The organism is Actinomyces oris, assembly GCF_001937665.1.
In the GTDB taxonomy this organism is placed as follows: Bacteria; Actinomycetota; Actinomycetes; order Actinomycetales; family Actinomycetaceae; genus Actinomyces; species Actinomyces stomatis.
This window is the reverse complement of the sequence record NZ_MSKL01000007.1, coordinates 12,359-38,685: the sequence shown is the minus strand read 5'-3', so window position 1 is coordinate 38,685 and position 26,327 is coordinate 12,359. Positions and strand designations below refer to the sequence as shown.

Genomic DNA, 26,327 nt, shown 5'->3' with positions numbered 1-26,327 from the left:
GAATGGGCCCATGGAGATCGTGGCACGAACCATTGGAAACGCGGCCGGTCTGTGGCTGGCCACGCGCCTCCTGTCCGGGCTGAGTGTGCCCGAGGGGGTGGGCACCTCCCAGATGTGGCTGAACCTGCTGGTCCTGGGCCTGGTGCTGGCGCTGGTGAACTCGCTCGTCAAGCCGGTGGCGAAGTTCCTGACCTTTCCGCTCTACATCATCACCTTCGGACTGTTCGCCCTGGTGATCAACGGTGCGATGCTCTCGCTGACGGGCCGGCTCACCGACCACATCGCGGCACTGGTACCGGCGGCTCGGTGCCGCTGGGGCTGGAGGTCTCCTCCTTCGGCTCGGCGGTGGCCGGCTCGATCATCATCTCGGTGATCTCCTCGATCATCGCCGCGATACTCGTGCGCCGCGAGGACTGACGCCGACGACGTCGGCCGCTCCAGCTGATACCGACTAGCACCTCCCGGCGCCGGTGGGCATCACCCACGGGTCGGTCATCGTCGACTCGGCGCGCGCCTGCAACCTCATGACCCACAACACCTAGTGCTGGCCCGTCGGCTGCGGGGCCGGGGTGGGCAGCGGGTAGGAAGGCTTCGCCGACGGCACTGCACCCCGGTAGGTGGTGCCGCCCTTGTAGACCCCGTTGGGGTCGGTATTGCGCTGGATCGCGAAGGTGTACTCGGTGGTGGTCGTCCCCTGCTCGCCGGCTCCCGAGGCGTGCGAGAAGGACTTGTTCCAGTCGGCCAGCTCGGGGGCCTTGTCCTCCAGACCCTCAGTGGCCTGGGCGTAGGCAGTGGAGGCGTGGGGGTAGCCGTTCGTGCTCGTCTGATGGGTGTCGAGCATGGCGACCTGCCGGTGGGGGCCGGTGGGTGTGGGGGCGGCGTCGAGCCCGGGGACGGCGTCACCGGTGTTCTCCAGGTGGAGGGCGCGGACGTCGTCGGGGATGTCGGCTCCTGCGGTGGGGGAGCCGGCGGTGAGGACCGTGGTGATGTTGTAGCGGTCCTGGATCGCCGGGTCGGCGGCGATGTTGGAGACGGTGATTCCGCCCTGGGAGTGGCCGTAGAGGGCGATCTCCTCCCCCGGTTTGATACCGGCCTGGCGCATGGCGGTGACGACGCCGCTCTCCATGGCCGTGGGTGTGCCTCCCACGCCCTCGAGGTTGGTGAGCAGGTCCTGCGGTTCGCCGTCACCGACGGTCCAGTCTGTGGTGCCGGGGACGTAGACGACCCAGGAGACGCGGCCGTCGGCATGCTCGACCCGCTGGATGGAGATGACCCCGGCCTCCTCGTAGCCCTGACCGAGGGAGCGCCTGGAGGACTGCACCTCCTGGCAGTGGGTGATGGTCTCGGAGATGTTCTGCGGGGACTTGGTCTCCTTGCCCTTGCCGGTCATGCCGGGCTTCACGGCGCTGGCGAGCCCGAAGGGGTCCTTGGCGGCGGGCGGGAGCACGGTGGCTCCGTTTCCACCGACGGGGGTGACCGTGATGCCGCTCTGGGTCCCGTAGATTCCCGCCCCCAGCGCGGCGGCGTTCACCCCCAGGGTCATGGCGACGCGCTGCATGGGTGTGAGGCTCTTGGTGTCGACGGTCTGCGTCCCCACGGTGACCTGTCCGGGCAGGCGCTGCTTCGCCCAGGGGTCCAGGCGCTGAGAGACCTGCTGGAGGTAGGTCTGGACCGTGGCGGCCTCCCGCCCGGTCTTGGCGTTCTTGAGCCAGCGCGTCAGCAGGACGATCCTGACGAGGTCCTCCTTGACCCACTGCTCGGTGGTCGGGTCGCTGAGCAGGAGCGTGAGGGCCTCGACGACGGCCTGGCCGTCCTCGTTGTCCTCCAACAGCTCGTAGAGCATTCTGCCCGCCACCGGTGACGACGCCAGCAAAGCTGAGATCGTGGGGAACTGAGCGGCGATGGAGGGGCCCAGCGCCAGCTGGAGGAGGCCGGGGTCGAAGGCCCGAACGTCCACAGGCCCCACAAGACCATTCACGGGAGTGGCTTTCCCCTCGGCCAGGGTGTGGGCCTGGGAGCAGGCGGTGACGTCGGAGGCGATGCCGCGCAGGGTGTTGGCGACGTCTTGGAGCGACCCCGCCCCCGTGCTCAACGCATCCAGAGCCTCAAGCGCTTCGGACTTTTCCAGATCGACATCGAGACCGGTATGGACACGTGCGTCACTACCCCCATCGCGGATGAGACGACGAATATCAGAAGGATCCCCGTCGTCCTGAATAGGAACGCACTGACCATTAACATCCTTCCACCTTCTACCCGGAGGGGAAAGAAGGTTCGAGTCAAGAGGGTCGAATTGAAGTGGTGGTGAAGGCGGAGGCGGCACCGCATTCACTTCGGTGACCGCGTTGGCAATGAGTGTTCGTGCGTCATCGAGGGATCCGGCGGCCGAGGTGAGGCTGCTGGCCAGGGAGTCGAGGTCACTCGTGTTCACGGAGACGGCTCCGCCCGCCACCACGACGGCGGCGCCCCCACCCCATATGGTCCAGGTGTGGCCGGTATCCTCCGGGGCCGGCCCGGTGTACGGGGCGTGGGAAGTCTTGGGCTTCGGGCGCGACGACTTGGAGGCCGGCGATTCCGTCGCATGGGGGTCCTGCTTCCAGGCGGGGTACGGACCACTGGAGCCATCCATGGCGACCGGGCTCATGACGGACTCGTTCCAATCGACGAGTTGCGTGACTCGATGACACTGAGCTTGGAGAAGGCCGTGTCATAACGCGCCGCCAACGCGCTCAAGAGCCCGGAGGCCTTGGTGAGCGCCGTCTGGCAGGCGGTGGAGTCCGCCCCCACCCAGCTCGCGGGGACCGACGTGGGGAACAGGGCGACGGCGTGGTCATAGTCCGACCTGGAGCGTGACAGTGAGAAAGACATGACTCGACGGTAGGGCGCCCCCGAGGCGACCGCAGCGCCCGCTTTCAGCCCTGTGGATCAGTCCTGCATTCAGGTACCTGTGGCCCCCGGTGGACCGCCACGCGGCAGCGCGACCAGGGACCAGATGGGAGGATCAGCGGCGACGCCCACTCGCTGCATCCCCGGGGAAGGAGACCCGCACATGGATCCCACGACGGTGGAGCTTCTCTTCATGGGCACGGAGTGCGAGACCAGTGGCATCGAGGCCTTCAACACCGTGCGAGAGATGGAGAGCCTCGACGCCGAGGCCGCCGTCGAACGGGCTCACGCGATTCTGGCCTGGCTGGCCTCCAGCAACATGATCGACCTGTTCCTGGGCGATCCGTTCACGTATGAGCCCGATCCCCGCGATGGCGACCCGACGGGCACCGACCTCATCCGCACCGACAGGCTCTGGACCATGGACGGCCCCGATGACAGATGGCTCTTCTACGACACCACCCCCTGGGGCAGGCTCATGCTCGAGAACTGGTGGACAGCGCTCCGGGAGGCGGAGAGGGGCTCACCGCACTGACTGACAGCCGACCCCCAGCAGCCCGGCCTCGACACCACATCCGCTCAGTAAAGGACTCGGCCCGCGGTCCGGTCTCCCGGACCGCGGGCCCAAGCCTCGCGAGGTCCTCCTGCTACCCGGCTTCCCATAAGGCCGGGGAGGCGGAGCCTCCTTCACCAGAACGTCCGGTCCGGGCTCCCTAAGACCCGTTCCAGACTCGGAGACCTGCCAGTCATCGGGCTCCCCAACCCTCGTGACCGGTTCCGTCCGGCGGCAGTAACTATGTAACCCACCGATCCTGAGCGGACCCCCCGAGTTCCCCTATGAACATGCTGAGAAATAGGCGCCATTCCGCCATTTCTACGTAGTGTGCACCACATTCTGGCGATTACCCAGAATATTCCGGCACTTCTTCAGGGCCGTTCCCACGGCTTGTTCATCAAACCGAGGCCGGCGGCCTGCGCAGGCACACGACGGCGTCGGCCCGGCACCCCTCCTGGCCTTCGGGCCCCGTCGCCTGCCGCTGGCGCTCCTCGCCGACGACGACCTGCCAGCCGGCCGTCGCCCCGGCCAGGCCCTCGAGGAGCTCGGCGGCCGTGTAGGTCCGGGCGTGGTGGGTGTGCCAGGGCGGATTGACGGCGTGCACCGCCGTGAGCAGGTGCCCGCCGGGGGCGACGCGGGCGGCGGCGTCGGACAGGAGGGCCACGAGGTCCAGGGAGCCCGGCTCGTGCCCGCCGTGGACGTAGAAGCTCGTCACCAGGTCGAAGGGCCCCGCCGGCAGGCCGTCTCCGGCGTCGTGCACACGACCGGTCACGCGCGAGGCGACCCCGAGCCGCTCGGCCTGCCCGGTCAGACGCCCGATGGCGGTGGCGGACAGGTCCAGCCCGACCACCTGCCAGCCGCGCTCGGCCAGCCACAGGACGTCGGCGCCCTCGCCGCAGCCGATCTCCAGGGCGGTCCCGGGGCTCCAGTCGGTGGCGAGCTCCGGTAGCCAGTCATTGGGGCGGCCCGACCAGAGCTGCTCGACCGAGGCGTAGCGCTCCTCCCAGCGGGAAGCGGAGTGAGCGGCGTCGGACCGCGGGTCGGAGTGCTGCTGGCGGGGCTGCGTCATGCCGCGATCCTAGCGGCGTCGGGTCACCCGGCAGGCCATCCGGTGACGGCGCCCAGCGGCCGGGCAGGGACGCGAGCGCGCCGCCGATCTATCTATCCTCTGCCTCATGACGATCGACACCTCCTGGGTCGCCCAGCGCAATACCGCCTTCCTCGCCGACCCCGCCGCCCGCCTGGCCGGGAACGCCGTCGCCACCACGGACGTGGAGCAGGTCTCCCTGGATCGGGCCGTGGTGACCTCCATCGACACCTCCGTGTCCGACCTCGTCCCGGACGCCTCGATCACCGACCAGAAGCAGTCGGGGCGCTGCTGGGCCTTCGCCGGCCTCAATGTGCTGCGTGCCTCCATGATCAAGGAGCTCGAGCTCGACTCCTTGGAGCTGAGCCAGTCCTTCCCCTTCTTCTACGACAAGCTGGAGAAGGCCAACGCCTTCCTGACCCGCGTCATCGCCGAGGCCGACCGTCCCCTGGACGACCGCGAGGTCGTCGCCTCCCTGTACTCCCCCATTCCCGACGGCGGCTGGTGGCCGGAGTTCGCGCGCCTGGTGGCCAAGTACGGGATCGTGCCGGCCTACGCCATGCCGGACACGGTCTCGGCCGGTGACTCCGAGGCGATGAATGAGCACCTGGCCACGCTGCTGCGGCGCACGGCCCTGCGCCTGCGGACCGCGGTGGCTGACGGCGTCGACCCCGAGCCTCTGCGGCGCACGGCCCTGGAGCAGGTTCACCGGATGCTGTGCATCCACCTGGGCACCCCGCCCGACGAGTTCGTGTGGCAGTACCGCGATAAGAACAAGGAATTTCACCGGGTCGGGACGCTCACACCACGAGAGTTCGCGCAGCGCTACGTCACCGGGGTGGAGGAGTTCGTGGTCCTGGCCCACGACCCGCGCCCCGAGATCGCGGTCAACACGCGTTACGGCATGGGCCGCAGTGACGTCATGGTGGGGGAACCGGTCCAGGACCACGTCACCGCCGAGCTCGAGGTGCTCAAGGCCGCCGCGATCGCCGCGATCCAGGACGGTGAGCCGGTGTGGTTCGCCTGCGACGTCGCCAGGCAGCGGGACAAGAAGGCCGGAATCTGGGACGCCGCCCTGCACGACTACGAGGGCCTGTACGGGGTGGAGCTGTCGATGACGAAGGCCGAGCGGCTGGTGGCGCGCGAGTCGGCGCTCACGCACGCCATGTGCCTGACCGGCGTCGACCTGGTCGACGGCGTCCCGCGGCGCTGGCGGGTGGAGAACTCCTGGGGCGACAAGCTCGGGGACAAGGGCTTTCACACGATGAGCGACTCCTGGTTCGACGAGTACGTCTTCGAGGTCGTCGTGCGCGCAAGCCGCCTGCCGGAGAAGGTCCGCGCCGCCCTGAAGACCGAGCCCATCATGCTGCCCAGCTGGGACCCGATGGCCTGAGGCGGCGGCTCACCGGCACAGGCCCTCCGGCGACGGCACCCCGGTATGTCACCTCCTCCACCCCGGGCGCTACCGGAATTCTTTCGGCATTTTCTCCGCTGTTCTCGGCAGGGGTCCCTAAGGAATCCCACATCCATTCCGGTTATGGTTCGCCTTAGCGTGAGATCACGCGAGATCAGACGACCGGGAGGCGAGCACGCAGATGGCACGTGGTGGGAGGGGATTTCAAGGCACAGTACTCAAGGCACTGCGGGTGCCGGAGCACAAGCTCACGGTGACCGGGGTGCGCGAGCTGGCACCCTACACGGAGCTGACCGTCCACTGCCCGAGCCTGCTGGGCGCCAACACCGCCATACTGCCGCCCACCGCCTGGGCGCGGATGTGGATCCATCAGGGTGGCCGCCAGCACCAGCGCGCCTACACCCTCACCCGCATCAACCGCGAACACGCCACCGCCATCATCCTGGTCCTGCACCATGAGCCCAGCGGCCCGGCGTCGCGGTGGGCGAAGCGGGTCAAGCCGGGAGCCACCGTATCCGTCCAGATGATGGGCGGCACCAGCTACCGCCCACCGTCCCCCGGCGACCGGATGCTGCTGGTGGGCGACCAGGCCTCCGCTCCCGCACTCGCCGACGCCGTGGCCGCCTCCCCGACGAGCAGCCCGGCCACCGTCGTCATGCTGGCGCCCGAGGCCGGCTTCCTTCCCCTGGCCGCGCGCGACCATCGGCTCATCCGCGTGAACCCCGAGGTCTCTGAGGAGAAGCTGTTGGCCGCCGTCGACCGCACCCTGTGGGCGGACACCGGGGACCTGGCCCTGGATTGGGTCTTCATCGCCTTGGAGAGCAGCGCCACCAAGGCGGTACGGCGCCACCTGATCGCCTCGGGCATGAGCCGGCGCAGCATCCAGCACCAGGCCTACTGGATCCGCGGCCGCTCCATGGGCACAGCAGCCCCTGAGGCCTGACCCAAAGCCCCACCGGACGTGAAGCGGACGTATCCTGAGGCCGTTCATCGTCGCGATCTGTTCACCGGGGTGCTCTCCATGCGACTCATCAAGCCCGCCATCGTTGTCCTCGCCCTCACTGTCCTGGTCACCTCGATCGGGAACCTGTTTCTCGGGTGGCAGTTCAGCAGCCTCAACACATCGCTGTGCTTGCTCCTGCTCGGCCTGGTTCTGCTGCAAGCCCAGACCTCAGATCCGGGCGAGCGCAACCTGTCGCCGTCGGGAATCCGGTTGCTGGGGATCGCCGGACTCGTCCTCTCCGGGCTCGTTCTCGCGCGCGGCCTCTACCGGTCCGACGTCGTCGCGCTCCTCATCCTGCCCGAACTGGTTCTGCTGGGTTACGTCCTGGTGCGCAGCCTGAGGGACCGGCGGCCCCGTGAGGTCGCCGCAAGCAAGCCCTCGCCCCGATAGGCCCCGTCACCCGCCGGCCTCGGCCACCAGACTCCTCGACGAGGTCGATCGAGAACGTACTTGCGCCGCGAGGACTGCGTTCTCCCGCAGATGACTGGGGACGGACCGCAGTCATCCGTGGGAGAAGTACGTCGTCGTCAGGAATCGCAGTTCTCGGCACGTGCCGTTCGGGGGAGGGGCCGCCGCACGCATCGGTAGCGGCGGCGCCCCGGCCAGCGCGGGTCCAACGGCGCAGAGTCGATATCGAAGTCGAGCGCCCGGTAGAAGCCGACGGCGTCGTCGTCGGTCTCGGCGACGACCTGCCCCGACGCACTGGCAAGGGCATCAACGAGCGCCCGCCCGATTCCGTCGCCACGTAGCCCCGGAGCCACGGCAATGTACTCCAACACGACGCCATCGGGTCGAGACACGTAGGCAGCTACCGACGTGGGCGCGCCCCGCGGGCCCGTACCCACGACCTCCATGAGCACTAGCTCCTCAGCAATGATCCTGCGCAGCTCGGCGTCGGGCAGTCCCGCGGCCTCGCGCATAAGAGCCAGCATCTGCTCACTGGCCAGGTCCTGCTCCACCAGAACTCTGACTGCCGCTCCGTGCTGGACCCGGTCCGTCGTCATAACCGCATTATCCACTGACCCGCACGGCACCTATGGCGTCACGGACACATTGCATTCTCCCTGGTCAGGGCTGATTTCACAGTTCCAGGGACGGCATGCCGTATAGGGTGACGGCAACTGGGTAGTGCTCCCCACCAATGACGATGGACCACTTGTTGAAAATGCCACAAGAATCCGGCAGGATTTTGCCCGGTCATACCATTCCCCACCATGTCCGCCCTACGAGGTCATCTATCATGCGACTCCTCCCTCCAGTCGTCTTCACGCTTGCCACCACCGTCCTGGCCCTGACCGTCGGTGGCGGCCTGTTCGGTTGGCAAACCTCCCTCCTGACCCCTCTGAGCCTGCTGACGGTCAGTCTCATCCTTCTCCAGGCCCAGCACGTTCAGCGTGCCGAGCCGTCGCAGCGCATCCCGGGCCCCTCGGTCCTCGCGCTGGCCGTCATCGGCCTGGGGCTGGCGACCGCTCTGCTCGGTCACGGCTTCTACAGCCATGAGCCCGCTGCCGCCATCAACCTGCCGTCGGCCGGCATCCTGCTCTATGTCATCGTGAACGCCTACCGCCACCGCCGGCCCGAGGCGCAGCCCGTCCTCGTCACCGCCCAGGACGCCCCGCTCGCAGAGATCGGTGGCAACCTGCCACAATGAGCGGCATGGCCGATCTCTCCACCATCTCCCCCGCCATCGCTCTGGGCCCCCTGGACGGCCGCTACCGCGCCGTCGCCGCCCCACTGGTCAATCACCTCTCCGAGGCCGCGCTCAACCGGGCCCGCCTGCAGGTCGAGGTCGAGTGGCTCATCCACCTCACCGACGGCGGCGTCCTGCCCGGCGCCCCTCGCCTGAGTGAGACGGAGAAGGCCTACCTGCGCGGTGTCGTCGAGGACTTCGGGGCCCAGGAGATCGCCGAGCTCGGCGTCATCGAGGCCGAGACCCGCCACGACGTCAAGGCCGTCGAGTACCTCCTCAAACGGCGCCTGACCGCGGCCGCCCAGGCCCCCGGCGTCGTCGGCGCCGACGGCGGCCCCACCGTGCTGCCCACGGTCGGCGAGATCGTCCACATCTTCTGCACCAGCGAGGACATCAACAACCTCTCCTACGCCCTGACGATCCGCGCCGCCATCGAGCAGGTGTGGCTGCCGGCCGCGTGCGGGCTGGTCGAGGACCTGGCCGCCATGGCCCACGAGTACGGCGACGCCGCCATGCTGGCGCGCACGCACGGCCAGCCGGCCACCCCCACCACGCTCGGCAAGGAGCTGGCGGTCCTGGCCCACCGGCTGCGCCGTCAGGTGCGCCGCGTCGAGTCCACCGAGTACCTGGGCAAGATCAATGGCGCCACCGGCACCTTCGGCGCGCACGTCGTCTCCGTTCCCGGCGCCGACTGGCAGGCCGTGGGTCGCGGCTTCGTGGAGCACCTGGGCCTGACCTGGAACCCGCTGACCACGCAGATCGAGTCCCACGACTGGCAGGCCGAGCTCTACTCCGACGTCGCCCGCTTCAACCGGATCGCCCACAACCTGGCCACGGATGTGTGGACCTACATCTCCCTGGGCTACTTCCACCAGCGCCTGAGCGCGCAGGGCTCCACCGGCTCGTCGACCATGCCGCACAAGGTCAACCCGATCCGCTTCGAGAACGGCGAGGCCAACCTGGAGATCTCCTGCTCGCTGCTGGACACGCTGGCCGCCACGCTCGTCACCTCCCGCCTCCAGCGGGACCTCACCGACTCCACCACGCAGCGCAACGTGGGCGTGGCCCTGGGGCACTCGCTGCTGGCCGTGGACAACATCCGCCGGGGCCTGGCCGGGCTCGACGTCGACCGCGCCCGCCTGGAGGAGGACCTCGACGCCACCTGGGAGGTGCTCGGCGAACCCGTCCAGCAGGCCATGCGGGCGGCCGCTGTCGCCGGGGCGACCGGCATGGCCGACCCCTACGAGCGCCTCAAGGAGCTCACCCGCGGCAAGAAGGTCACGCCCGAGGGGATGCGCGAGTTCATCTCCGGGCTCGGCATGCCCGACGACGTCGAGGCGCGACTGCTCGCCCTGACGCCCGCCACCTACACGGGTCTGGCCGCCGAGCTCGTCTCCCACCTGGACGACTGAGGGCGCGCCGGCGGGTCCGGCAATGGCCGGGTGTCCACGGTGCTGACATCAGCGCGCCGACCCTCGAAGCACCTGACACAGAACGTTGGAATCCCGGGGTTTCTTCTCAGGCTGGGAGGTCAGCGCAGTGTTGATGTCAGCACCGTGGACACTTCCAGCCCTTCATCGACACTCTGCGGCCCTTCATGAACACTTCATCGACACTTCATGGACACTTCCAGCCCTTCATCGACACTCAGGGCCCCATCTCATGGACACCTCGGCGCGTTTCAGGGTTCCGGCAGGGCGGCGCGCGGCTACCCGACGGCGACTGAAGGCTGGGCCGGGGGCACGGCGCCCCCGGTCAGGAGCTGACGGGCGCACAGCCCGGCGATGCACTCCTCGGCCGGGTTGAGGCCGAGCCGGTTGACGTCGATGTGCAGCAGGTCCAGGGCCCGACGGCCGCCGGTGCCCGCCCCCATGACCCCGATGGCGCGTCCGGCGTCGTCTGCCAGCTCGCCGACGGCAGCGGCCGCCTGACTCCAGGACGGGATCTCATCGAACTGGAACTCGATGACCTCCAGCAGCTGCTGGACGATCGGCCCCAGGGCGCTGCCGTCACGCAGGTGCGCGGGAAGCCGCGAGCCCCACATCCGCAGGTGGGCGGAGAGCAGCTCGGCCTCGGGCAGCGGCGCGCTGCGGGCCGCCAGAGCCAGGAACCGCGCCGCCAGAGCCGCCCGCGGCACCGGCCGCGGGATCTGCCAGACCTGGTGGTCCAGGCACCATCGGCTGGAGACGTAGAAGTGCCGCTCGGCCTCCTCGACGCCGGCCACTCCCCCGTACTTGTCGTACTCGGGGCCGTAGACACCGAAGGTGATGCCGGGCCGGCTGGCACCGATCCCGCCGGTCATCGGGTCGGTGACGAGGCGCTCGACCGTGCGCACCTCGGTGCGCTGGGCCACGGCCCCCAGCTCGCTCATGCTCGCGTAGGCGTCGTCCAGGACACCCTCAACGGCCTTGAGCCGCAGCCGGATGTGGTGCCCGCGCAGGTCGACGAAGCGCAGGAAGTGTGCCGAGCGGATGTCCCACTGTCCGCGGGCCCGGGCCAGCCACTGGGCGATCTCGGGCAGCAGGGCGTCGGTGTCGTCCCCGCCGGCGCAGTAGATCCGCGCGTACAGCCAGCCGACGCTCTCATGCTGGTTGGCCAGCGCCGCCCCCCGCTGACGCATCGAGCTGTGCTGGGCGCGCAGGTTGCCGAAGTCGGCGGCCGCCATCTCCAGGGGCTGGATCCCCGGGATCGATCCACCCACCTGCGGGGTCGAGGCGCCCTGACCGGGCTGACCGGCCTCGGAGCGCTCCGCCTGCTCACCGGCCCGCGAGCGCCCGCCGAGCCAGCGCAGCCTCCGGGAGCGGATGAGCCGGCTGGGCTGGTTGCGCTGCTCCCGCCGGTTGGGCTGGGCGTCGTCGTAGGTGCTCATGCCATGCCTCCCAGGTTCTTGGGCCACTGGAGTCCCACCAGGTACTCGGCCACCGTCGGCTCACCGTCCTGGGTGAGCCCCAGGGCCTGGCCGCGGGCCGGGAGGGCCTCGACGAAGCTGATGTGGGCGGCGCCGGGGTCGATCCAGCCGCGCAGCGCCAACAGCGAGACCGGCGAGGTGAGGTCCACGTAGCGGGGCTTGTGCTGGTCGAAGGTGGCGCCCTGGGAGGGCATGTGCTGGTGGACGAACACCTCCGTCGGTATGTCCCACTGCTTGCGCAGGTCGTCCATGTGCAGCAGGGTCGTGGTCAGGTCGCGGTCCATGAGCGGGGCGATCTGGTCGGCCGGGAAGGTCCAGGACTCGCGCCGGGTCACCAACCGGCCGGCCACGGTCCGCTCGGAGTGCATCACCTCGTCGGGCAGGGGCCCGCCCAGGTCCCGACGGCGGCTGGTCCAGTGATCCGCGAACGGGGGCAGCCGGGACCACGGGTCGCTCAGCAGCACCAGCCAGGACAGGTAGCCGCCCAGGAGGTACTGGGGGGTCAGGCCCAGGTAGGCCAGTCCCACGGGCCCGGCGTCGTCGGCCAGGAACAGGGTGCTCGTGGCCGGGTCGTGGACGAGCCGCAGGGAGCTGAGGGGGACCGCGTCCGGCGCCCCCGGCTCACCGGGCAGGCCCAGCGGCGGCAGAAGCCCGCAGGAGACGGCCTGACCGGTGTTGCACTCGGTGCTGGCCTGGATCTCCAGGACCCGCTCGGTGCCCCAGGCGGTGCGGATCCGTGTGGCCAGGCGCTCCCGGAAGCCGGAGCCCAGGAGCCGGTGGAAGCGGGCCTGGAGGGAGCCGTTGGCGTTGGTGAAGGCGTTGACGACGGTCAGCCCCCCGCCGGCGGCGTAGGTCCGGGCGCTGGGGGCCACCGGCTGGAGGAAGGCGCCCAGGTGCCTCGGCGAGCCGGAGAGCCCGCCGGACAGGGCGGCACGCTCCGTGTCGGGGCCGGCGGCGTAGTCGAGCCCGGCGGCGCGCAGCATCTCCTGGTCGCCGTCGGGGGCGTGGGCGATGGTCATGAAGAAGGCGAGCGGGTCCTTGCACACCCCACCGTTGCCGAACAGCGAGACGAACCGGGCCACCATGAGGTCGTAGATGTGGGAGCGGGTCACCCAGGGGTCGGCGAGATCGCCCAGGGTCTTGACGTCCTGCTCGAAGGGGGCGTCCTCGAGGGGATCGACCCAGCTGCGGGTCGACTCGCGGTCCTCGTAGAGGAAGCCGCTGGGGCGCTCGCCGAGCTCGCCGTCGGGGAAGACGCGCTCGGCCAGGCGCACCGTGCGGTTGAGGAGCTCGGCACGGCCGGGCCCGTCGGCGGCGCCGACGGCGTCGTCGAGCCGGGCCAGCCAGGCCAGGTCCTTGCCCCACTGGCGCTGCTGCTCCGGTGAGAGTGAGGCGGCCAGCAGCGGGAAGGGGTTCTCCCCGCGGTACCAGGGCACGTGCGGCACGATGGCGCCGGAGGCCAGCAGCCGCTCCAGGCGCAGGCGCGGGTCGGTGCCACCCACGCGCTCGCAGGCGTCACGCACGCTGAGCACGGCGTGCATGCCGCCGCCGGTCAGGGCGTCGTGGGTCTCCTGGAGCCAGCGGGCGGGCTGGACGGTCTCCTGGCGGAAGACCATGCCGTTGCCGTACTCGTGCTCGCCGAGGACGCTCAGCGCCTCCGCCTCGGCCTCACTGGGCGGGTACTGGCCGTAGGCGCCGGCCACGCCTGCGCCGGGAGCGGCGCTGAAGGCCCGGCGCACAGGGGCGGGCTCGAGGTAGAGGGCGCTGTCGGGGGCCAGGTCCTGGGCGGTGGCGCTCAGGATGCGGTAGGCCAGGTGGGTGGCCACCATGCGGTGGCTGCGCCCGGTGGACGGCCGGCCCGCCTCGTTGACGGTGGTCAGTCCCGAGAAGGGGCTGGTCTTGAGGGCGGCCCGGGTGGCCAGGGTGTAGAGGGTGCGCAGGACGCGGGGGTCCTCGAGCCTGCGGCCGCGGGCGGCCAGGGTGGAGATGAGGGCCGGGGCGGCGATCGCCAGGGCCTCCTGGTAGCCGGGCTCGTCGAGGCCGGCCGCCAGCAGCTCGCGGCTGCGGTCCAGGTCGACGTCGACCAGGACGGCCAGGCGCGCGCGGGTCTCGTCCTTGCGGGCCACCAGGGCGTCCCAGCGCTCCAGCAGTGCGCGCAGCTCAGCGGGCAGGACGGCCAGGACCTCCTCGGACAGGTCGGTGGCACGCCCCTGGAAGACGCAGCGCTTGGCGCGCAGGACCGGGCGGCGCTCGGTCTTGTCCAGGGTGGGGACGATCTCGTAGAGCGGGTCGAGCAGCTGCTCCGCGGCGCCGTCGAGCACCTCGTCGAGCCGGCGCAGGTAGTCCAGGGTGCCGATGACGGCGGCGCTGGTCTCGGGGACGGCCCGCACCGGGAGCCCGCCCAGGCGCACGAGGGTCGGCAGGGCCACGGCGGGCTGGGCCAGGGCCGGGGGCTCCGGCTCCGATGCCGGTACCGACGCTGGTACGGCGGAGGACGGAGCGGACGGGATGGGCTCCCCGGGGGTCACGGCGGATACGGGCTGCGGCTGTGGCTGTCGGGAGGGGGAGGCACCGGCACGAGAGAGAACCGGCTGCGTCATAGGAGGAAACCTTTCACGAGGACGTACAGCCAGTAGCCTATCCATACAATGCTCATCACGAAGGCCAGCAGTCCGAGAAGAGAGCACAGCAGCCCGTAGATGAAGTAGCCCCAGCGCACCGCGGGCCGCATGACGGCCAGGGCGGGAGGCAGGGGCTGGCGGGCCAGGACGCAGCGCAGCACGAACATGGAGCGCCCGCGCAGGTTGACCGAGCCGGTGGCCGCCTCGACCGCGGCGACGCCGTCGGACTGGGTGAGGGGGTTGAGGTTGGTCACGAGCATCGTGAGCTGGAAGGCACACAGGGTCAGGGCCACCTGGCGCACCGTTCCCGTCGAGGCCCAGGCGATGGCCGCCTCCAGGCCGCAGACGACGCCGTCGGAGAAGATGCCGGCCAGGGCCAGCATGGTCAGCCCGCGCCGGGAGCGCACCCGGTAGGAGTCGGTGCGGTCGACGTAGGCGATGGGGATCGCCCAGAACATGAGCGCCACCCCCAGTCCCCGGATCGGGGTGCCCAGGTAGCCGGCGACGATGGCGTGCCAGGACTCGTGGAGCAGGATGCTCACCAGCTGGATCGCCACCGCCGTGACGAAGACGAGGACGCCGGGGCGGGGGCCGCCGGCCAGGGAGCTGAGCGCCATGGCCCCGGCCGCGTACCCGCAGGCGGCCAGCGCCAGGAAGACCCAGCTGAGTGCGGGAGCCGGCAGGCGCTGGAGCAGGGTGACGACCGGGGCGACGATCCGGTGGTACTTGCGGGCGATGATGATGCGGGGCAGCCACCAGCCCCCGCTGCGGCGGGGCCTCTCGACCTTGAGGTGGCGGGCCCGGCGGGGCTGGGCGGTGTGGCGTCCGCGGGTGCGCCGGGTGCGCACCGGGGCCTCGGGGACGGCGGGGGCGGGTTCGCTCCCCGACAGGAGGCCCTTGTCGCGCAGGTTGTCGACCAGGCTCGTGATGCGCTGGGCGCCCGCCTCGTCGATGTCCTGGGGCAGCTCCTCGATGATGGTCGGCAGGGGGCGCACCCCGTCGAACTGGTTGACGATGAAGGCGGCGGCCGCGCCGAGCCGGTGGTACTTGCCCGAGTCGGAGTCGAACAGCATCGGCTGGTTGTCCATCCCGACGATGAGGCTCACGCCGCGGCGCAGGCGCGGGATCGGAGACGTCGGGGGGCTACCAGGGATCGTCGGCGTTCTCGTCGCCGTACTCATCACCGTGCTCATCGTGGGCTCTTGGCTCCCTCAGGTCGGTTCTCGGGGCTCCGGGGTACCGCCAGTGGCGGGTAGGGGACCCCGGTCCCCTACCCGCCACCATGGGGTCGTCAGCAGGACGTCGTCGACGCGCTGGCGGCGCAGGCCGGGCACGAGGCCGAGGCGGCGCTGGCCGGGCACGAGGCCGAGGCGGCGCTGGCCGGGCAGGACGCGCTGGCGTGGCTGAAGGCGCAACCCAGGGCGTTGCCCTCGGGCAGTTCCTCGACACCGAAGTCACTGTCGGCGAGGGTGAGATCAATCGAGCTGTTCGTCATATGCTGTTCACCTCCTTCTCTCAGATGTCTTGTGGGCAGGAGCGGGGCCCGTTCGGGCCCCGGGGGTCCGGTCTGCCGGGACCGGGCCCCAACCCCGCGAACGGGGTGGTCTGTGGAACTTCTGTGACGCGGTATGCAGTTCTGGGTCGGTCGTGCCGGCGGCGGGCCGCCGGAGCGCGCGACTGGTGACTGGGTCAGCCGGCCGCCTCATCGGGCGGCGCCGTCTGCGCACTGGCGATGGTGACGGCGAACATCTGGTGGCGGCTGACGCCGTCGGAGTCCAGCAGGTGGCGTACCGCCGAGGTGGCGAAGCCGGCGAAGACCGTCCCCACCAGTCCCCGGGCGACGGCGCGCAGGTGCAGCGAGTAGATGAGGGCGGCGCTGCGGCCCATGGTGAAGCGGTAGCCGGCCGCCCCGCCCCAGGCGTCGGCCTCATCGAGGTTGGCGGCCACCGAGACGATGGCGCCGGCGCGGGCGAACTCCTTCTGCACCGCCATGCCCTCGATCTCCTCAGCCTGCGGCAGGGGGCGGACGAGGTCGACGCCGTCGAGCCTCACCCGGTAGATGCCCGGCTCAGCGCCACTCGGGCGCAGGAGGAGGACGAAGGGCTCCAGGGGGCAGGCCGCCGCGTCCTGGCCCCAGGTGCTCGCGTCGTCGGCCAGGGCGTCGCGCACCATGGCCAGGAGGGGCTCGGCCTCGAGCGGCTCGGTACCGTAGGTGGTCGATGATGAGCGGCGCTCGAAGGTCTGGTGCAGGCTGTAGGGGTAGGGCTCCTGGGGGCCGGGGACGAGCGCGTCCGGCACCTGGCAGTCCAGCGGCGGGCGCGGGCGGCGCGTGGCCAGGCCGTCGGAGGTCGGCTCGGCGGGGTGAGTGTCCGATCCGGTGGACAAGCCAGCGACGAGCTCGCGCAGCGTCTCGAAGTCAGTGCGCACGGCGGCCTCCCAGGTCGACGACGATGCAGGCCGGCTCCCGGGCCGGGTCGGTGCCCAGCGCCCGGGCGATGCGCTGCTCGTCCCAGCGGGCCCGGGCGCGCAGCGGCACTCCCAGGGCGTCGGCGACGAGGCGGATGACCTCGAAGGAGCAGCCGCAGTCCTGGACGGCGATGCGCAGGGCGAAGGAGAAGTACTTGCGGGCCACCTTGTCCACGTTGCCGGTCAGGACGATCCGGGCGCCGACGCCGTCGGGCAGGGGCTCCGTCTCCGCGTCCGCAGCGGGGGCGGGACCGATGAGGGCCAGGGCGTGGTCGCGCTCGATGTAGACATAGGTGCCCGGGGCCGGCCGCTGCCCGGCCGCCTCCTTCGCCTCATGTCCGGCCTGCCCGCTTTCAGGCACGAGGACGTAGGCGGTCACCGAGCCGATGTTGCCGCCGGCGGCCGTCCAGCGGCGCAGCTTGGCACTCAGCGGACTCTGGGCGGCCTCGGCCGGTCCCTGGCCGGTGGGCTCGGCTCCGAGCGGTTCGCGCACGCCGACCGACAGCGCCAGGATCGTGGCGAGCTCGGCCGGGGTGGGGCGGGTGACGAGGTCGGGGTCGGAGCCGTCATCGGTGAGCGGGTGCGCGACGGGCCAGGGCTGGTCGAGGCGCTCCAGGTCGGCGGGCGGCAGAGGCGTGCGCGGGCAGACCGGCCAGTCGCGGAACTCGCGCTGAAGGCGCAGGTTGGAGGGCTTGTAGTGCTGCTGGTGGCCCTTGGAGTCGACGAAGGCGGCCGGTGGGATGGCCACGGACTGCTCGTAGCGGGCCCCCACGGGGGCCGAGGGCGCCACCGGCACCGGTTCCTCTCCCTGCCCGGCCACCGAGCAGACGGGGCAGCCGGGGCGGGAGACGACCGGGCGGTCGGAGTAGGTGAAGGTGGCCAGGTCCGTGCGCCGCGCGTCCCCGGGAAGGTGGGTGACGGTGGCGCGGGCGATGATGGCGGCCACGGCCCGGGCGGCCAGGCCGACGACGACATCGTGGCGGGCGGCCTCGGGGCGGGGGCCGATCTCGGGCTCATCGGCGCACGCGCAGGCCAGGCAGGGCGAGAAGGCCTCGTCGACGTAGGGGCCGACCGTCACCGCCTCCTGCTCGGCGCGCACCCGCAGCAGCGCGATGCCCTCCTCCCGGCAGCGGCGCGCCACCTCCTGGGAGCGGGCCGTGCAGTCGACGGTCTCGATCAGGACGGTGAGCGTATCCCCCCGGCGGGGTGCGCCGTCGAGCCGGACCTCGGGCACGGTGGGCTCCAGGGCGGCGACCATCTCACCGGCCAGCTCGTTGTCCCCGACGACGGCGACCTGGGCCGCGGCCAGGCGGCGGGCGGCGTCCTGCCAGGAGTCGTTGACGCCGGTGGAGTCGCCCAGACGGGAGAGGAACCGTGCCAGCTCGGGCGACGGGTCGCCGGGGGCCGGCTCGGTGTCACCCTCCTCGACGATGCCGCCGGTCCACAGCAGGGAGACGGCCTCGAAGGCGGCCTGGGGGCCGATGCCGGTGGCCGCGCCGATCTCGTCGAGGGTGCGAGTGCCGTCGCAGGCCTGGAGCAGGGGGCCCATGTGCTCACGGGCGAAGGCCCCGCCCAGGACCTGGCTCTTGCGGGCGCCGTCGATGATCCAGCCGTTCTCCTCGGGGCGGGCGCGCAGCCCCAGCCGGACCACGGGCCTGCGGGGGATGCGGAACTGCAGGTCGCGGCGGGCGGCACGGCCGACGTCGCCGGCTCGCATGACGGAGTTTCCGGCGTCTGCGGCCATCTCAGGCCACCTCCCCACGTCGCTCGGGCAGGAGGGCCGCGAGCGCGGGCAGGCCGTCGCGGCCGCCGGCGTAGCGGCCCGAGCAGGTCTCGCAGCGGTCGACGGCCACGGTCGACGAGCAGGTGGTGATGCCGGAGACGAGGTCGATGGTCCACACCTGGCCGCCGATCGGCGCGACGTCGTCGGCGCCTCCCGTGGTCGGGCCCTGGGGGTCGAGGGCATCCAGGGTCTGCAGGGCCAGGGAGATGAGGCCGGCCCCCAGGAGCACGTGGTGGTGGGCGTAGGCCTGCTCCAGCGGGCCGTGCTCAGAAGCGACCTCGGGGGGCAGGGGGCGGTAGCCGTGCTGGCGGCGGCGCCGGTCGTAGCAGCGGTAGCAGGCGCTGCGGCCGGGGACCACGAGCGGCCCGCAACGCAGCTCGGTGGGGAAGAGCTCCAGGCCCAGGGAGGGCATGCTCCGGGTGAAGGAGAGGGTGTCGAGGTCCTCGCGCAGGCCGGACTGGTCGGGGTCGGCGATGAGAACCGCGCGGTCGGCGTAGGGGATGTAGGCGCTGACCAGCCCCTGGTCGACCGGGATGACGGGGTCGCCCTGCCCGGCGAGGCGCCCGACGACGGCGCGCGCGAACCCGCCCTGGGGCAGGTAGGCCGTCACCGGCCCCGTGGGGGTCTGCGGTGCCGGCTGCGTGGCCGGTGCGGGCGGCGTCATGCTCATATCGGGTCGGGGCTCCTGGGAGTCGGTCGGTGAGGTGGCTGGTGGTGCGGACGCCGGGCTCATGGCTCAGGCGAAGGGCTGGCGGACGGGGTTGATCCCCTCCTCATCGTGGACGGTCAGGCCCATCGCCCGGGGCGCCTGGTAGAGGCGGGGTGTGGCGAGGTAGCGGGCGTGGTGGCTGAAGGACAGGGGCATGGCCTCGGGGATGAGGGCCTTGATGACGTGCATGCCGACCTGACGGGCCTCATCGGTGGTGATGTCGACGACGATCGCCTCGGCGCCGGCCCTCTCCAGGTTGGCGACAACCTGCTCGAGCGGGTCGGGGCCGACTCCGCCACTGCTGCCGTCGGTGCCGTCAGCGCTGGACGTCGGTGCCGTGAGGGTGCCGATCCCGTCGAGGGCGTGGACGGGCCGCTCCCCCTCCAGGAGGAAGTCGAAGACGTGGCGCATGGACAGCTCGGCGTCGGCCAGGGCGCCACCGACCACGGTGAGGTCCTGCCCCTTGATCTCCTGGGCGCGCGGGCCGCGGGCGTGGCTGCGCAGGGCGATGCGCAGGGAGGCGAGCTCGCGGTAGATCTTGGCCAGCGCCCGCTGCGGGTCGATGTCGCAGGTGGCGGCCACCACCTGGGCCAGCTCGGGATCGACCTGCGAGGTCTGGACGGCGTAGAGGGTGGGGACGCCGTAGTCGGTGGTGGCGTCGAACAGGTGGGTCTCCAGCTCGGTGGAGGTGCCCACCCGGTGGTACTCGGCGACCTCCTCACCCAGGGTGCTGGGGTCGACGGCGACCGCGGGCAGGCGCAGGCGCTGGAGCCAGGTCAGGGCGATGGAGTCGCGCTCGATGACCTCGAGCAGGCCACCCAGGACGGCCTCGCGCAGGTCGGAGTGCGCGGCGGTGCCGGTGGAGATGGGGTTGACGAACTGCTCGGAGGGGGTGCGCACCGGGAAGTTGAGGTATGTCAGCACCGCTGGGACGAAGACCTCACGGCCGCGGGTCAAGGACCAGCCGCGCACCCATCGCAGGGGGACGCGGGGGTCTGAGGCGATGAGCCCGCAGTCCGGGTCCGCCAGCTCGGTGGCCGAGCACGCCGGCCAGCGCTCCGGTCCGATCGCGGCCTCGCCGAGACCGGCGGGGGTGTCCCACACCAGCTCCTCCTCCGTCCATGAGCAGCTGGAGTAGCGTTCCATCGTCTCCACGATCGCGATGTGTCTGGCGCGATCGGCGTCGATGGCCCCGCCGGCCCCGTCGAAGTTGCCCGCCTCGGCACGGTGATTCCAGGTGCGCTGTGACCTCAGCGCCTCAGAGGGATCACCCAGAAGACCGGTCCAGATCGCGAAGACCGGCTCTCCGGCCGCTTGGGGCAGCTCGGTGGAACGGGAAACCAGGCCGAAGGGAGATTCGAGTGACGCAGCGCGCGCCAAAGATGGGGCGACGCCCTCAATGAGCGCAGAGCGGTACACGGACCCTCCTTCCTGGGAACGACAGAGGAGGCACACTTGGGGAAGTGCCGCTGCCCAAGAGCCTGCCGGAATCCGTCGGGGCCTCGCATCGGCCTTTGATCTATTGCTTTCTTCGCCGTTTGGATAGCTCTAACCGCCTTTCGTCGGGGCGCGTCTCGGAGCGTTTACACGGCGAATCTGTTTTTTCAGGTAGTTTGTTCACTGTTCCCAGCAGGCCGCGCCCCCCACTGATCGCGGGCTGCACACATCTGCCCAAGGAGACTCATGTCTTCCCAGATTTCTCCCGATTGTGTCGGCCTGGCCCTGGTCGACGACGACGCGATGGCCCTGGCCCATCTGGAGTCCTATTTCTCCGACGTCAAGGACCTCAAGGTCCTCACCGCAACACGCTCACCTCGCGCCGTCCTGCGGTTTCTGCAGTCTCACCAGGTCGACGTCCTCATCACCGACGTCCACATGGAGAACATGGACGGCGTGGAGATGACCAGGGAGGTGCTTCGCACCTCGCCGTCGACCCGGGTCATTCTGCTGACCACGGTGGACACCGACGAGGACCTCCTGCAGGGTCTGGGGGCCGGCGCCAGCGGCTTCCTGCTCAAGAGCGCCCCGGCCGAGGAGATCATCGCGGCGGTGCGCACGGTCCACTCCGGGGCGAAGGTCGTGGCCCCGACGCCGACGACGCGCCTGATCGACTACGCCCTGGCCTCCGTGCGCGGCGCGGACGGCAGCGTCCACCTCTCGGAGAGGGAGCGCGACGTGCTCCACCTTCTGTGCGAGGGGGCCTCGAACCGCAAGATCGCCTCCCTGCTGGCCATCGCCGAGGCGACGGTCAAGTCCCACATCACAGGCCTGTTCCACAAGACCGGGACGACGTCGCGCCTGGAGATCGTGGTGTGGGCCTTCAAGCACGGCTACGCCTCCAACAGCCCCATCACCATCCCGGTCACCAGCGCCCCGAGCGGCTCGACCCCGGGCTCCGCCGCGCCCTGAGGCACATCCGACCCCTGATGGCGTCGGCCCCGGCCCCCTCCCGTCTCAGCCGTTGAACGCCCGGATGATGATGAACAGGAGGATGAAGAGGATCCAGCCCACGACCTTGGCCGGGGACGTGCTGGACTGCGAGGACGGCGCGGGCCTCCTGGCGGTCCGCAGGGAGGGCGGGGCCTTGTGGCCTCGCATCTCGTACGGGGCGCCGGAGGTCACGGGCGGCAGGCCGCCGGCCGGCGCGCCTTCCACGGCCCAGGGGTTGTCCGCCACTCGCCCCGGAGCAGCCCCGGCCGGCCCGGCGGCCCCCGGCCCCGGGTACGGTGCTGGTGGCGCGAAGCGTCCAGGCGGCGCCGGAGCCGGTTGCGGCGGCATCGTCACCGACGGCCGCTGTCGGGGCGGGGCGGGTGTCTGCGAGACCCGGGCCGCGGCTGTGCGCGAGGCGGTGCGGGCGGGGCCGGTACGCGGTTTGGCCGTGCTCCGGCTCGACGACGGCCGCCGCCCTCCCTTCCCGTTCCGACCGGCTGCGCCGGCGGGCTCGGCGGAGGCGGGCTCCTGGCCCAGGTCGCCGGCGTCGTCGAAGAGCGGTGAGCCCATGAGCGGGTCGCCCAGGACGGAGCCGAAGGGGTCGTCGCCCAGGCCGATGTCGGAGGGCTCCCAGCCCGTGGGTGCCAGCGACACGGAGTCGTCAACGCCGCCAGCGTCGTCAACGCCGCCAGAGCCGTCCGGCCGGGCCGCTCCCGCATCGGTGCCGGGACGTCCGCCGCGGCCGGAGCCGGCGGAGGCGCCTCCCATGCGGCTCACCCAGGCGCGCAGCTCCGGGGAGCAGCCCGGGTTGTCCACGATGACGCCGCGCAGGTCGGGACGGTTGCCGGCCAGCACCATGAGCCGTCCGGCGCCGGCCCTCGGGTCTCGGGCGAGCTGGAGGTCGGGGTCATCTGTGGTCCGGGGCGCCGCGTCGGGGTCGGCGGGGCCAGGGACGGCATTGGCAACGGCGGTCATGGCACGAGCATCCCACGTCCCCCTTCCCCGTGTCCCGGTTCCCGGTTCCGTGCCCATCGGGCCGGCCCGACCGCACTCCGGGCGGCCACCAACGACCACATACCCCCTGGGGGTACTTGACCGCTCTACCCCCTAGGGGTATGTTCGATCCCGACCGAGACAACGGAGGAGAGATGGCCGGCTACACCGGATCCAAGGAGGACTACCTCAAGCGCCTGCGCCGCATCGAGGGGCAGGTCCGGGGCATCTCCCGCATGGTTGAGGAGGACGTCTACTGCATCGACGTCCTCACCCAGATCTCCGCCGCCACCAAGGCCCTTCAGGCCGTCAGCCTCGGCCTGCTGGAGGACCACATGAGCCACTGCGTCCTGCACGCCGCCCAGGCCGGCGACGAGGAGGGCACCGCCAAGATCCGCGAGGCCTCCGACGCCATCGCCCGACTCGTGCGGTCCTGAGCACCACGGTCCGCTCAGTGCCGGACCGTCTTGTTCCCGTTCCGATCCACCCGTTTTCCGCACACACTTCCCAAGGAGTGAGAGATGACTGAGTTCACCGCCGACGGCATCGACCGCACCACCACCCTCAAGGTCTCCGGACTCACCTGCGGCCACTGCGTCGCCCATGTCACCGAGGAGCTCGAGGCGCTCGAGGGCGTCAAGGACGTCTCCGTCCTGCTCAACAAGGACGGACAGTCCACCGTCACCGTGCTCTCCGACATCCGCTTGGAGGACACAGCCCTGGCCGAGGCCATCGACGAGGCCGGGGACTACACGCTCGACGCCGTCGAGCGCGACGTCCGCGAGCGCTGAGCCCGGACGTCTCACCGCCGTCGCCCGAGGTCCGGACGTCGACGGGCGGCCACGCATACCGACACGGACACGGAAGGCTCCTATGAGTACGACCAGCCAGGAACCGGGCGAGCAGCTGCGCACCGTCAACCTCTCCATCGGGGGCATGACCTGCGCCAGCTGCGTGGCCCGGGTGGAGAAGAAGCTGAACAAGCTCGACGGCGTGAGTGCCTCGGTCAACCTCGCCACCGAGTCGGCCCGTATCACCGCCCCGAGCACGGTGAGCGTCGACGACCTCCTGGCCACGGTCGCCCGCGCCGGCTACACCGGCGCCCCGCTGGGCACCACCTCGCCGGATGAGCCGGCAGCCTCGGAGGCGTCACCGGCCGGCGAGCCCACGTCGACGACGTCGGCGGCATCGGCAGCATCAGCATCGGGACCATCCGCACCCGGCTCGACCGAAGGCCGGCGCAGTGCCAAGGGCACGGGCGGCCGCGCGACGCTGTCCATGGCGGCGCCGAGCGCCGCAGCAGGCAGGCAGGCCACGCATTCCAGCACCGCCGGCACCGGCGATGCGTCCCCCCGCTCCGCCTCCGGTCGGGGCGCACCCTCCCTGGGCGCCTCGCACATGGAGCGGGCCGCCGACCTGCGGCTGCGTCTCATCTACTGCCTCATCCTGTCGGTGCCGATCATGGCGATCTCCATGGTGCCGGCCCTCCAGATGCCCGGTTGGCAGTGGACGGTGGCGCTCATGGCGCTTCCGGTGGCGGTCTGGGGGGCCTGGCCCTTCCACAAGGCGGCCTTCCGGGCGCTGCGCCACGGGGCCTTCACCATGGACACGCTCGTGTCCCTGGGGGTGATCGCCGCGACCGGCTGGAGCCTGTGGGCACTGGTGCTCGGCGGGGCCGGGCACATCGGCATGCGCATGAGCATGGAGCTGCTGCCCCGCTCCCAGGGGCACGCCGCCCACATGTACTTCGAGTCGGCCGCCTGGGTGACCACCTTCCTCCTGGCGGGCCGCTACGCGGAGGCCCGCGCCAAGTACCGCTCCGGCGACGCCCTGCGCGCCCTGCTGGAGCTGGGCGCCAAGGAGGTGACCCGCGTGGTCCTCACCTCAGCGTCGGGCAGCCGCGACACCATCGACGTCCTCAACGAGGACGGCACACCCCGCGCGGAGACCACCCGCACCGAGGAGCGCATCAGCATTGAGGACCTGGCTGCCGGGGACCTGTTCCTCGTGCGGCCGGGTGAGAAGGTGGCGGCCGACGGTGTCGTCGTCGAGGGTCGCTCGGCCGTGGACGCCTCACTGCTGACCGGGGAGTCCGTGCCCACCGAGGTCGAGGCCGGGCAGGCCGTCACCGGGGCGACCGTCAACACCTCCGGCGCGCTACTGGTGCGGGCCACGGCCGTGGGTGAGGGGACAACGCTGGCGCGGATCGGCCGGATGGTGACGGCCGCGCAGGCGGGCAAGGCCCCCGTCCAGCGCCTGGCTGACCGGATCTCGGGGGTGTTCGTGCCCATCGTCCTGGTGCTGTCGGCCGCAACCTTGGCGGGGTGGCTGCTCACCGGGCACAGCCCGCAGGCGGCCTTCACCGCGGCGGTGGCCGTGCTCGTCATCGCCTGCCCCTGCGCGCTGGGGCTGGCCACGCCGACGGCGCTGCTGGTCGGCTCGGGGCGGGCCGCCCAGCTGGGCGTGGTCATCAAGGGCCCCGAGGTGCTGGAGTCGACGCGGGCCCTGGACACGATGGTCATGGACAAGACCGGCACGGTCACCCAGGGGCGCATGAGCCTGGAGGTCGAGGCCTGCCGGGAGGTGAGCGGCGCGGATTCGATGTTGTCGCAGGCCCCGGACTCGGCCGGCAGTGGCGAGGTCGGCGCCGGCGCAAGCGGCCAGGCGGACGCCCTCGCAAGCCTGGCCCCGCTCGGGGAGGAGGCGCTGCGTCTGGCGGGGGCGGTCGAGTCGGCCTCGGAGCACCCGGTTGCCGTGGCCATCACGGCAACCGCCCGCGAGCGCCTGGGCGACCTGCCGGCGCCGACCGACTTCTCCAACCATGAGGGCCGGGGCGTGTCCGCCACGGTGGAGGGGCGCCGGGTGGCGGTGGGCCGGCCGGGCTGGCTCGCCGATGAGATGGGCGTCGAGGTTCCCGAGGCGGTGCGCTCCGCCGTGGAGGAGGCCCAGGACTCCGGGGCGACCGCCGTCGTCCTGGCCGTGGGCAACGCCGTCGGTGAGACCGCGAGCGCTGAGGCCGATACCGACGCCGCCGCGGATGGCGCCTCCGATGCCAGGCAGGTGCAGCCACTGGAGGCGGTGGCGGTTCTCGTGGTGCGAGACACGGTGCGGCCCTCCTCGCGGGCGGCGGTGACGGCGCTGCGCGAGCTGGGGATCCGCCCGGTGCTGCTGACCGGGGACAACACCCGGGCCGCTGAGCACGTGGCGGCTCAGGTGGGGATCGACGCCGCTGACGTGCGCGCCGAGGTGCTGCCCGCCGACAAGCGCGACGTCGTCGCCGACCTGCAGGCCCAGGGCGCGGTGGTCGGCATGGTGGGTGACGGGGTCAATGACGCCGCGGCCCTGGCCCAGGCCGGCACACAGGGTCTGGGTTTCGCCATGGGCTCGGGGGCGGACGTGGCCATTGAAGCCGCCGACATCACCCTGGTGCGCACGGACCTGGATGCAGCGGTGGCGGCGGTGCGGGTGTCGCGAGCGACCCTGCGGATCATCCGCCAGAACCTGTTCTGGGCCTTCGCCTACAACGTGGCCGCGATCCCGCTGGCGGCCGCCGGACTGCTCAACCCGATGATCGCGGGGGCCGCCATGGCCGCCTCCAGCGTCATCGTGGTCACCAACTCCCTGCGCCTGCGCCGCGCTGGCTGACCAGCCGGCCGAGGAGCCGAGGAGCACGTCCGAGCTCGGCGTCGGGAACCGCTGAATTCACGGTTCTCGACGCCGAGCTCTTGACCGGTCGTCGGCTCCGCACCGGTGGGCCTCAGGGCCCGGAGAGCGACGGGGA

At 71.3% G+C, this 26,327-nt stretch carries 23 protein-coding genes and 1 pseudogene; 11 read left to right on the top strand and 13 right to left on the bottom strand.

Features of this window, described 5'->3' with window-relative positions:
- The first annotated feature begins 10 nt into the window (after positions 1 to 10).
- Positions 11 to 417 (top strand): annotated as a pseudogene (locus BKH28_RS03155) (phage holin family protein).
- Between the two features lie 121 nt (positions 418 to 538).
- Here BKH28_RS03155 and BKH28_RS03150 read toward each other — a convergent pair.
- Both BKH28_RS03150 and BKH28_RS03145 read right to left on the bottom strand, forming a co-directional pair.
- Positions 539 to 2,644 (bottom strand): hypothetical protein, encoded by a 2,106-nt coding sequence (locus BKH28_RS03150; RefSeq protein ID WP_075417442.1) that lies wholly within the window; start codon positions 2,642 to 2,644, stop codon positions 539 to 541.
- Positions 2,641 to 2,868: a hypothetical protein gene (locus BKH28_RS03145; protein ID WP_075417441.1), complete on the bottom strand. Its 228-nt coding sequence runs from the start codon at positions 2,866 to 2,868 to the stop codon at positions 2,641 to 2,643. Before BKH28_RS03145 ends, BKH28_RS03150 begins: the two co-directional genes overlap by 4 nt.
- 181 nt (positions 2,869 to 3,049) lie before the next feature.
- Between BKH28_RS03145 and BKH28_RS03140 the strand changes: the two genes are divergently transcribed.
- Positions 3,050 to 3,421, top strand: coding sequence for a hypothetical protein (locus BKH28_RS03140; RefSeq protein ID WP_075417440.1), 372 nt, complete (start codon positions 3,050 to 3,052; stop codon positions 3,419 to 3,421).
- Positions 3,422 to 3,839: 418 nt separating this feature from the next.
- Here BKH28_RS03140 and BKH28_RS03135 read toward each other — a convergent pair whose 3' ends face one another.
- Entirely contained in the window at positions 3,840 to 4,511 is a 672-nt protein-coding gene (locus tag BKH28_RS03135; RefSeq protein ID WP_075417439.1) for a class I SAM-dependent methyltransferase, read from the bottom strand.
- Positions 4,512 to 4,617: 106 nt separating this feature from the next.
- Between BKH28_RS03135 and BKH28_RS03130 the strand changes: the two genes are divergently transcribed.
- The 3 genes from BKH28_RS03130 to BKH28_RS03120 all read left to right on the top strand — a co-directional run bounded on the left by BKH28_RS03130 (position 4,618) and on the right by BKH28_RS03120 (position 7,336).
- Complete coding sequence (locus tag BKH28_RS03130; RefSeq protein ID WP_075417438.1) at positions 4,618 to 5,922, top strand: aminopeptidase C; 1,305 nt, start codon at positions 4,618 to 4,620, stop codon at positions 5,920 to 5,922.
- 202 nt (positions 5,923 to 6,124) lie between these two features.
- Positions 6,125 to 6,886, top strand: a complete 762-nt coding sequence (locus tag BKH28_RS03125) for a siderophore-interacting protein (protein ID WP_075417437.1) — start codon at positions 6,125 to 6,127, stop codon at positions 6,884 to 6,886.
- A gap of 78 nt (positions 6,887 to 6,964) precedes the next feature.
- The gene (locus BKH28_RS03120) at positions 6,965 to 7,336 is read left to right on the top strand and encodes a hypothetical protein (RefSeq protein ID WP_075417506.1); all 372 of its coding nucleotides are present in this window, start codon (positions 6,965 to 6,967) and stop codon (positions 7,334 to 7,336) included.
- Between the two features lie 137 nt (positions 7,337 to 7,473).
- Here the strand turns inward: BKH28_RS03120 and BKH28_RS03115 are convergent, their stop codons facing one another.
- Positions 7,474 to 7,950, bottom strand: coding sequence for a GNAT family N-acetyltransferase (locus tag BKH28_RS03115; protein ID WP_075417436.1), 477 nt, complete (start codon positions 7,948 to 7,950; stop codon positions 7,474 to 7,476).
- Positions 7,951 to 8,186: 236 nt separating this feature from the next.
- Here BKH28_RS03115 and BKH28_RS03110 point away from each other — a divergent pair, with 236 nt between their 5' ends.
- Both BKH28_RS03110 and purB read left to right on the top strand, forming a co-directional pair.
- Positions 8,187 to 8,597 carry a hypothetical protein gene (locus tag BKH28_RS03110; protein WP_075417435.1) on the top strand — a complete coding sequence of 137 codons (411 nt, stop codon included), beginning with the start codon at positions 8,187 to 8,189 and terminating at the stop codon, positions 8,595 to 8,597.
- Between the two features lie 5 nt (positions 8,598 to 8,602).
- Positions 8,603 to 10,048, top strand: a complete 1,446-nt coding sequence (purB, locus tag BKH28_RS03105) for an adenylosuccinate lyase (RefSeq protein ID WP_075417434.1) — start codon at positions 8,603 to 8,605, stop codon at positions 10,046 to 10,048.
- Between the two features lie 296 nt (positions 10,049 to 10,344).
- Here the strand turns inward: purB and BKH28_RS03100 are convergent, their stop codons facing one another.
- The 8 genes from BKH28_RS03100 to BKH28_RS03060 all read right to left on the bottom strand — a co-directional run bounded on the left by BKH28_RS03100 (position 10,345) and on the right by BKH28_RS03060 (position 20,542).
- Positions 10,345 to 11,505 (bottom strand): thiopeptide-type bacteriocin biosynthesis protein, encoded by a 1,161-nt coding sequence (locus BKH28_RS03100; protein ID WP_075417433.1) that lies wholly within the window; start codon positions 11,503 to 11,505, stop codon positions 10,345 to 10,347.
- The gene (locus tag BKH28_RS03095) at positions 11,502 to 14,144 is read right to left on the bottom strand and encodes a lantibiotic dehydratase (RefSeq protein ID WP_081380013.1); all 2,643 of its coding nucleotides are present in this window, start codon (positions 14,142 to 14,144) and stop codon (positions 11,502 to 11,504) included. The genes BKH28_RS03100 and BKH28_RS03095 overlap by 4 nt, the downstream gene beginning before the upstream one ends.
- Positions 14,141 to 15,358 carry a PqqD family peptide modification chaperone gene (locus BKH28_RS03090; RefSeq protein ID WP_075417432.1) on the bottom strand — a complete coding sequence of 406 codons (1,218 nt, stop codon included), beginning with the start codon at positions 15,356 to 15,358 and terminating at the stop codon, positions 14,141 to 14,143. Before BKH28_RS03090 ends, BKH28_RS03095 begins: the two co-directional genes overlap by 4 nt.
- Before the next feature lie 98 nt (positions 15,359 to 15,456).
- Complete coding sequence (locus BKH28_RS03080; protein ID WP_075375698.1) at positions 15,457 to 15,660, bottom strand: thiocillin family RiPP; 204 nt, start codon at positions 15,658 to 15,660, stop codon at positions 15,457 to 15,459.
- A 194-nt stretch (positions 15,661 to 15,854) separates the two neighbouring features.
- On the bottom strand, positions 15,855 to 16,592 hold the full coding sequence (locus tag BKH28_RS03075; RefSeq protein ID WP_075417430.1) for a hypothetical protein: 738 nt from the start codon (positions 16,590 to 16,592) through the stop codon (positions 15,855 to 15,857).
- On the bottom strand, positions 16,582 to 18,375 hold the full coding sequence (locus BKH28_RS03070; RefSeq protein WP_075417429.1) for a bacteriocin biosynthesis protein: 1,794 nt from the start codon (positions 18,373 to 18,375) through the stop codon (positions 16,582 to 16,584). The genes BKH28_RS03075 and BKH28_RS03070 overlap by 11 nt, the downstream gene beginning before the upstream one ends.
- A 1-nt stretch (position 18,376) precedes the next feature.
- A complete protein-coding gene (locus BKH28_RS03065) occupies positions 18,377 to 19,084 on the bottom strand; it encodes a cyclodehydratase (RefSeq protein ID WP_075417428.1) in 708 nt (235 codons plus the stop codon).
- 66 nt (positions 19,085 to 19,150) lie between these two features.
- Entirely contained in the window at positions 19,151 to 20,542 is a 1,392-nt protein-coding gene (locus BKH28_RS03060) for a YcaO-like family protein (protein ID WP_075417427.1), read from the bottom strand.
- Between the two features lie 264 nt (positions 20,543 to 20,806).
- Here BKH28_RS03060 and BKH28_RS03055 point away from each other — a divergent pair, with 264 nt between their 5' ends.
- On the top strand, positions 20,807 to 21,532 hold the full coding sequence (locus tag BKH28_RS03055; RefSeq protein ID WP_075417426.1) for a response regulator transcription factor: 726 nt from the start codon (positions 20,807 to 20,809) through the stop codon (positions 21,530 to 21,532).
- A 45-nt stretch (positions 21,533 to 21,577) separates the two neighbouring features.
- On the opposite strand, the gene BKH28_RS03050 is transcribed toward BKH28_RS03055, so the two are convergent.
- On the bottom strand, positions 21,578 to 22,528 hold the full coding sequence (locus BKH28_RS03050; protein WP_075417425.1) for a hypothetical protein: 951 nt from the start codon (positions 22,526 to 22,528) through the stop codon (positions 21,578 to 21,580).
- Positions 22,529 to 22,701: 173 nt separating this feature from the next.
- Here BKH28_RS03050 and BKH28_RS03045 point away from each other — a divergent pair, with 173 nt between their 5' ends.
- From BKH28_RS03045 to BKH28_RS03035, 3 genes are all read left to right on the top strand, one after another.
- The gene (locus tag BKH28_RS03045; protein ID WP_009406821.1) at positions 22,702 to 22,983 is read left to right on the top strand and encodes a metal-sensitive transcriptional regulator; all 282 of its coding nucleotides are present in this window, start codon (positions 22,702 to 22,704) and stop codon (positions 22,981 to 22,983) included.
- 84 nt (positions 22,984 to 23,067) lie between these two features.
- Positions 23,068 to 23,337, top strand: coding sequence for a heavy-metal-associated domain-containing protein (locus BKH28_RS03040; RefSeq protein WP_075417424.1), 270 nt, complete (start codon positions 23,068 to 23,070; stop codon positions 23,335 to 23,337).
- 82 nt (positions 23,338 to 23,419) lie between these two features.
- Positions 23,420 to 26,191 carry a heavy metal translocating P-type ATPase gene (locus BKH28_RS03035; protein ID WP_075417423.1) on the top strand — a complete coding sequence of 924 codons (2,772 nt, stop codon included), beginning with the start codon at positions 23,420 to 23,422 and terminating at the stop codon, positions 26,189 to 26,191.
- Positions 26,192 to 26,327 lie beyond the last annotated feature (136 nt).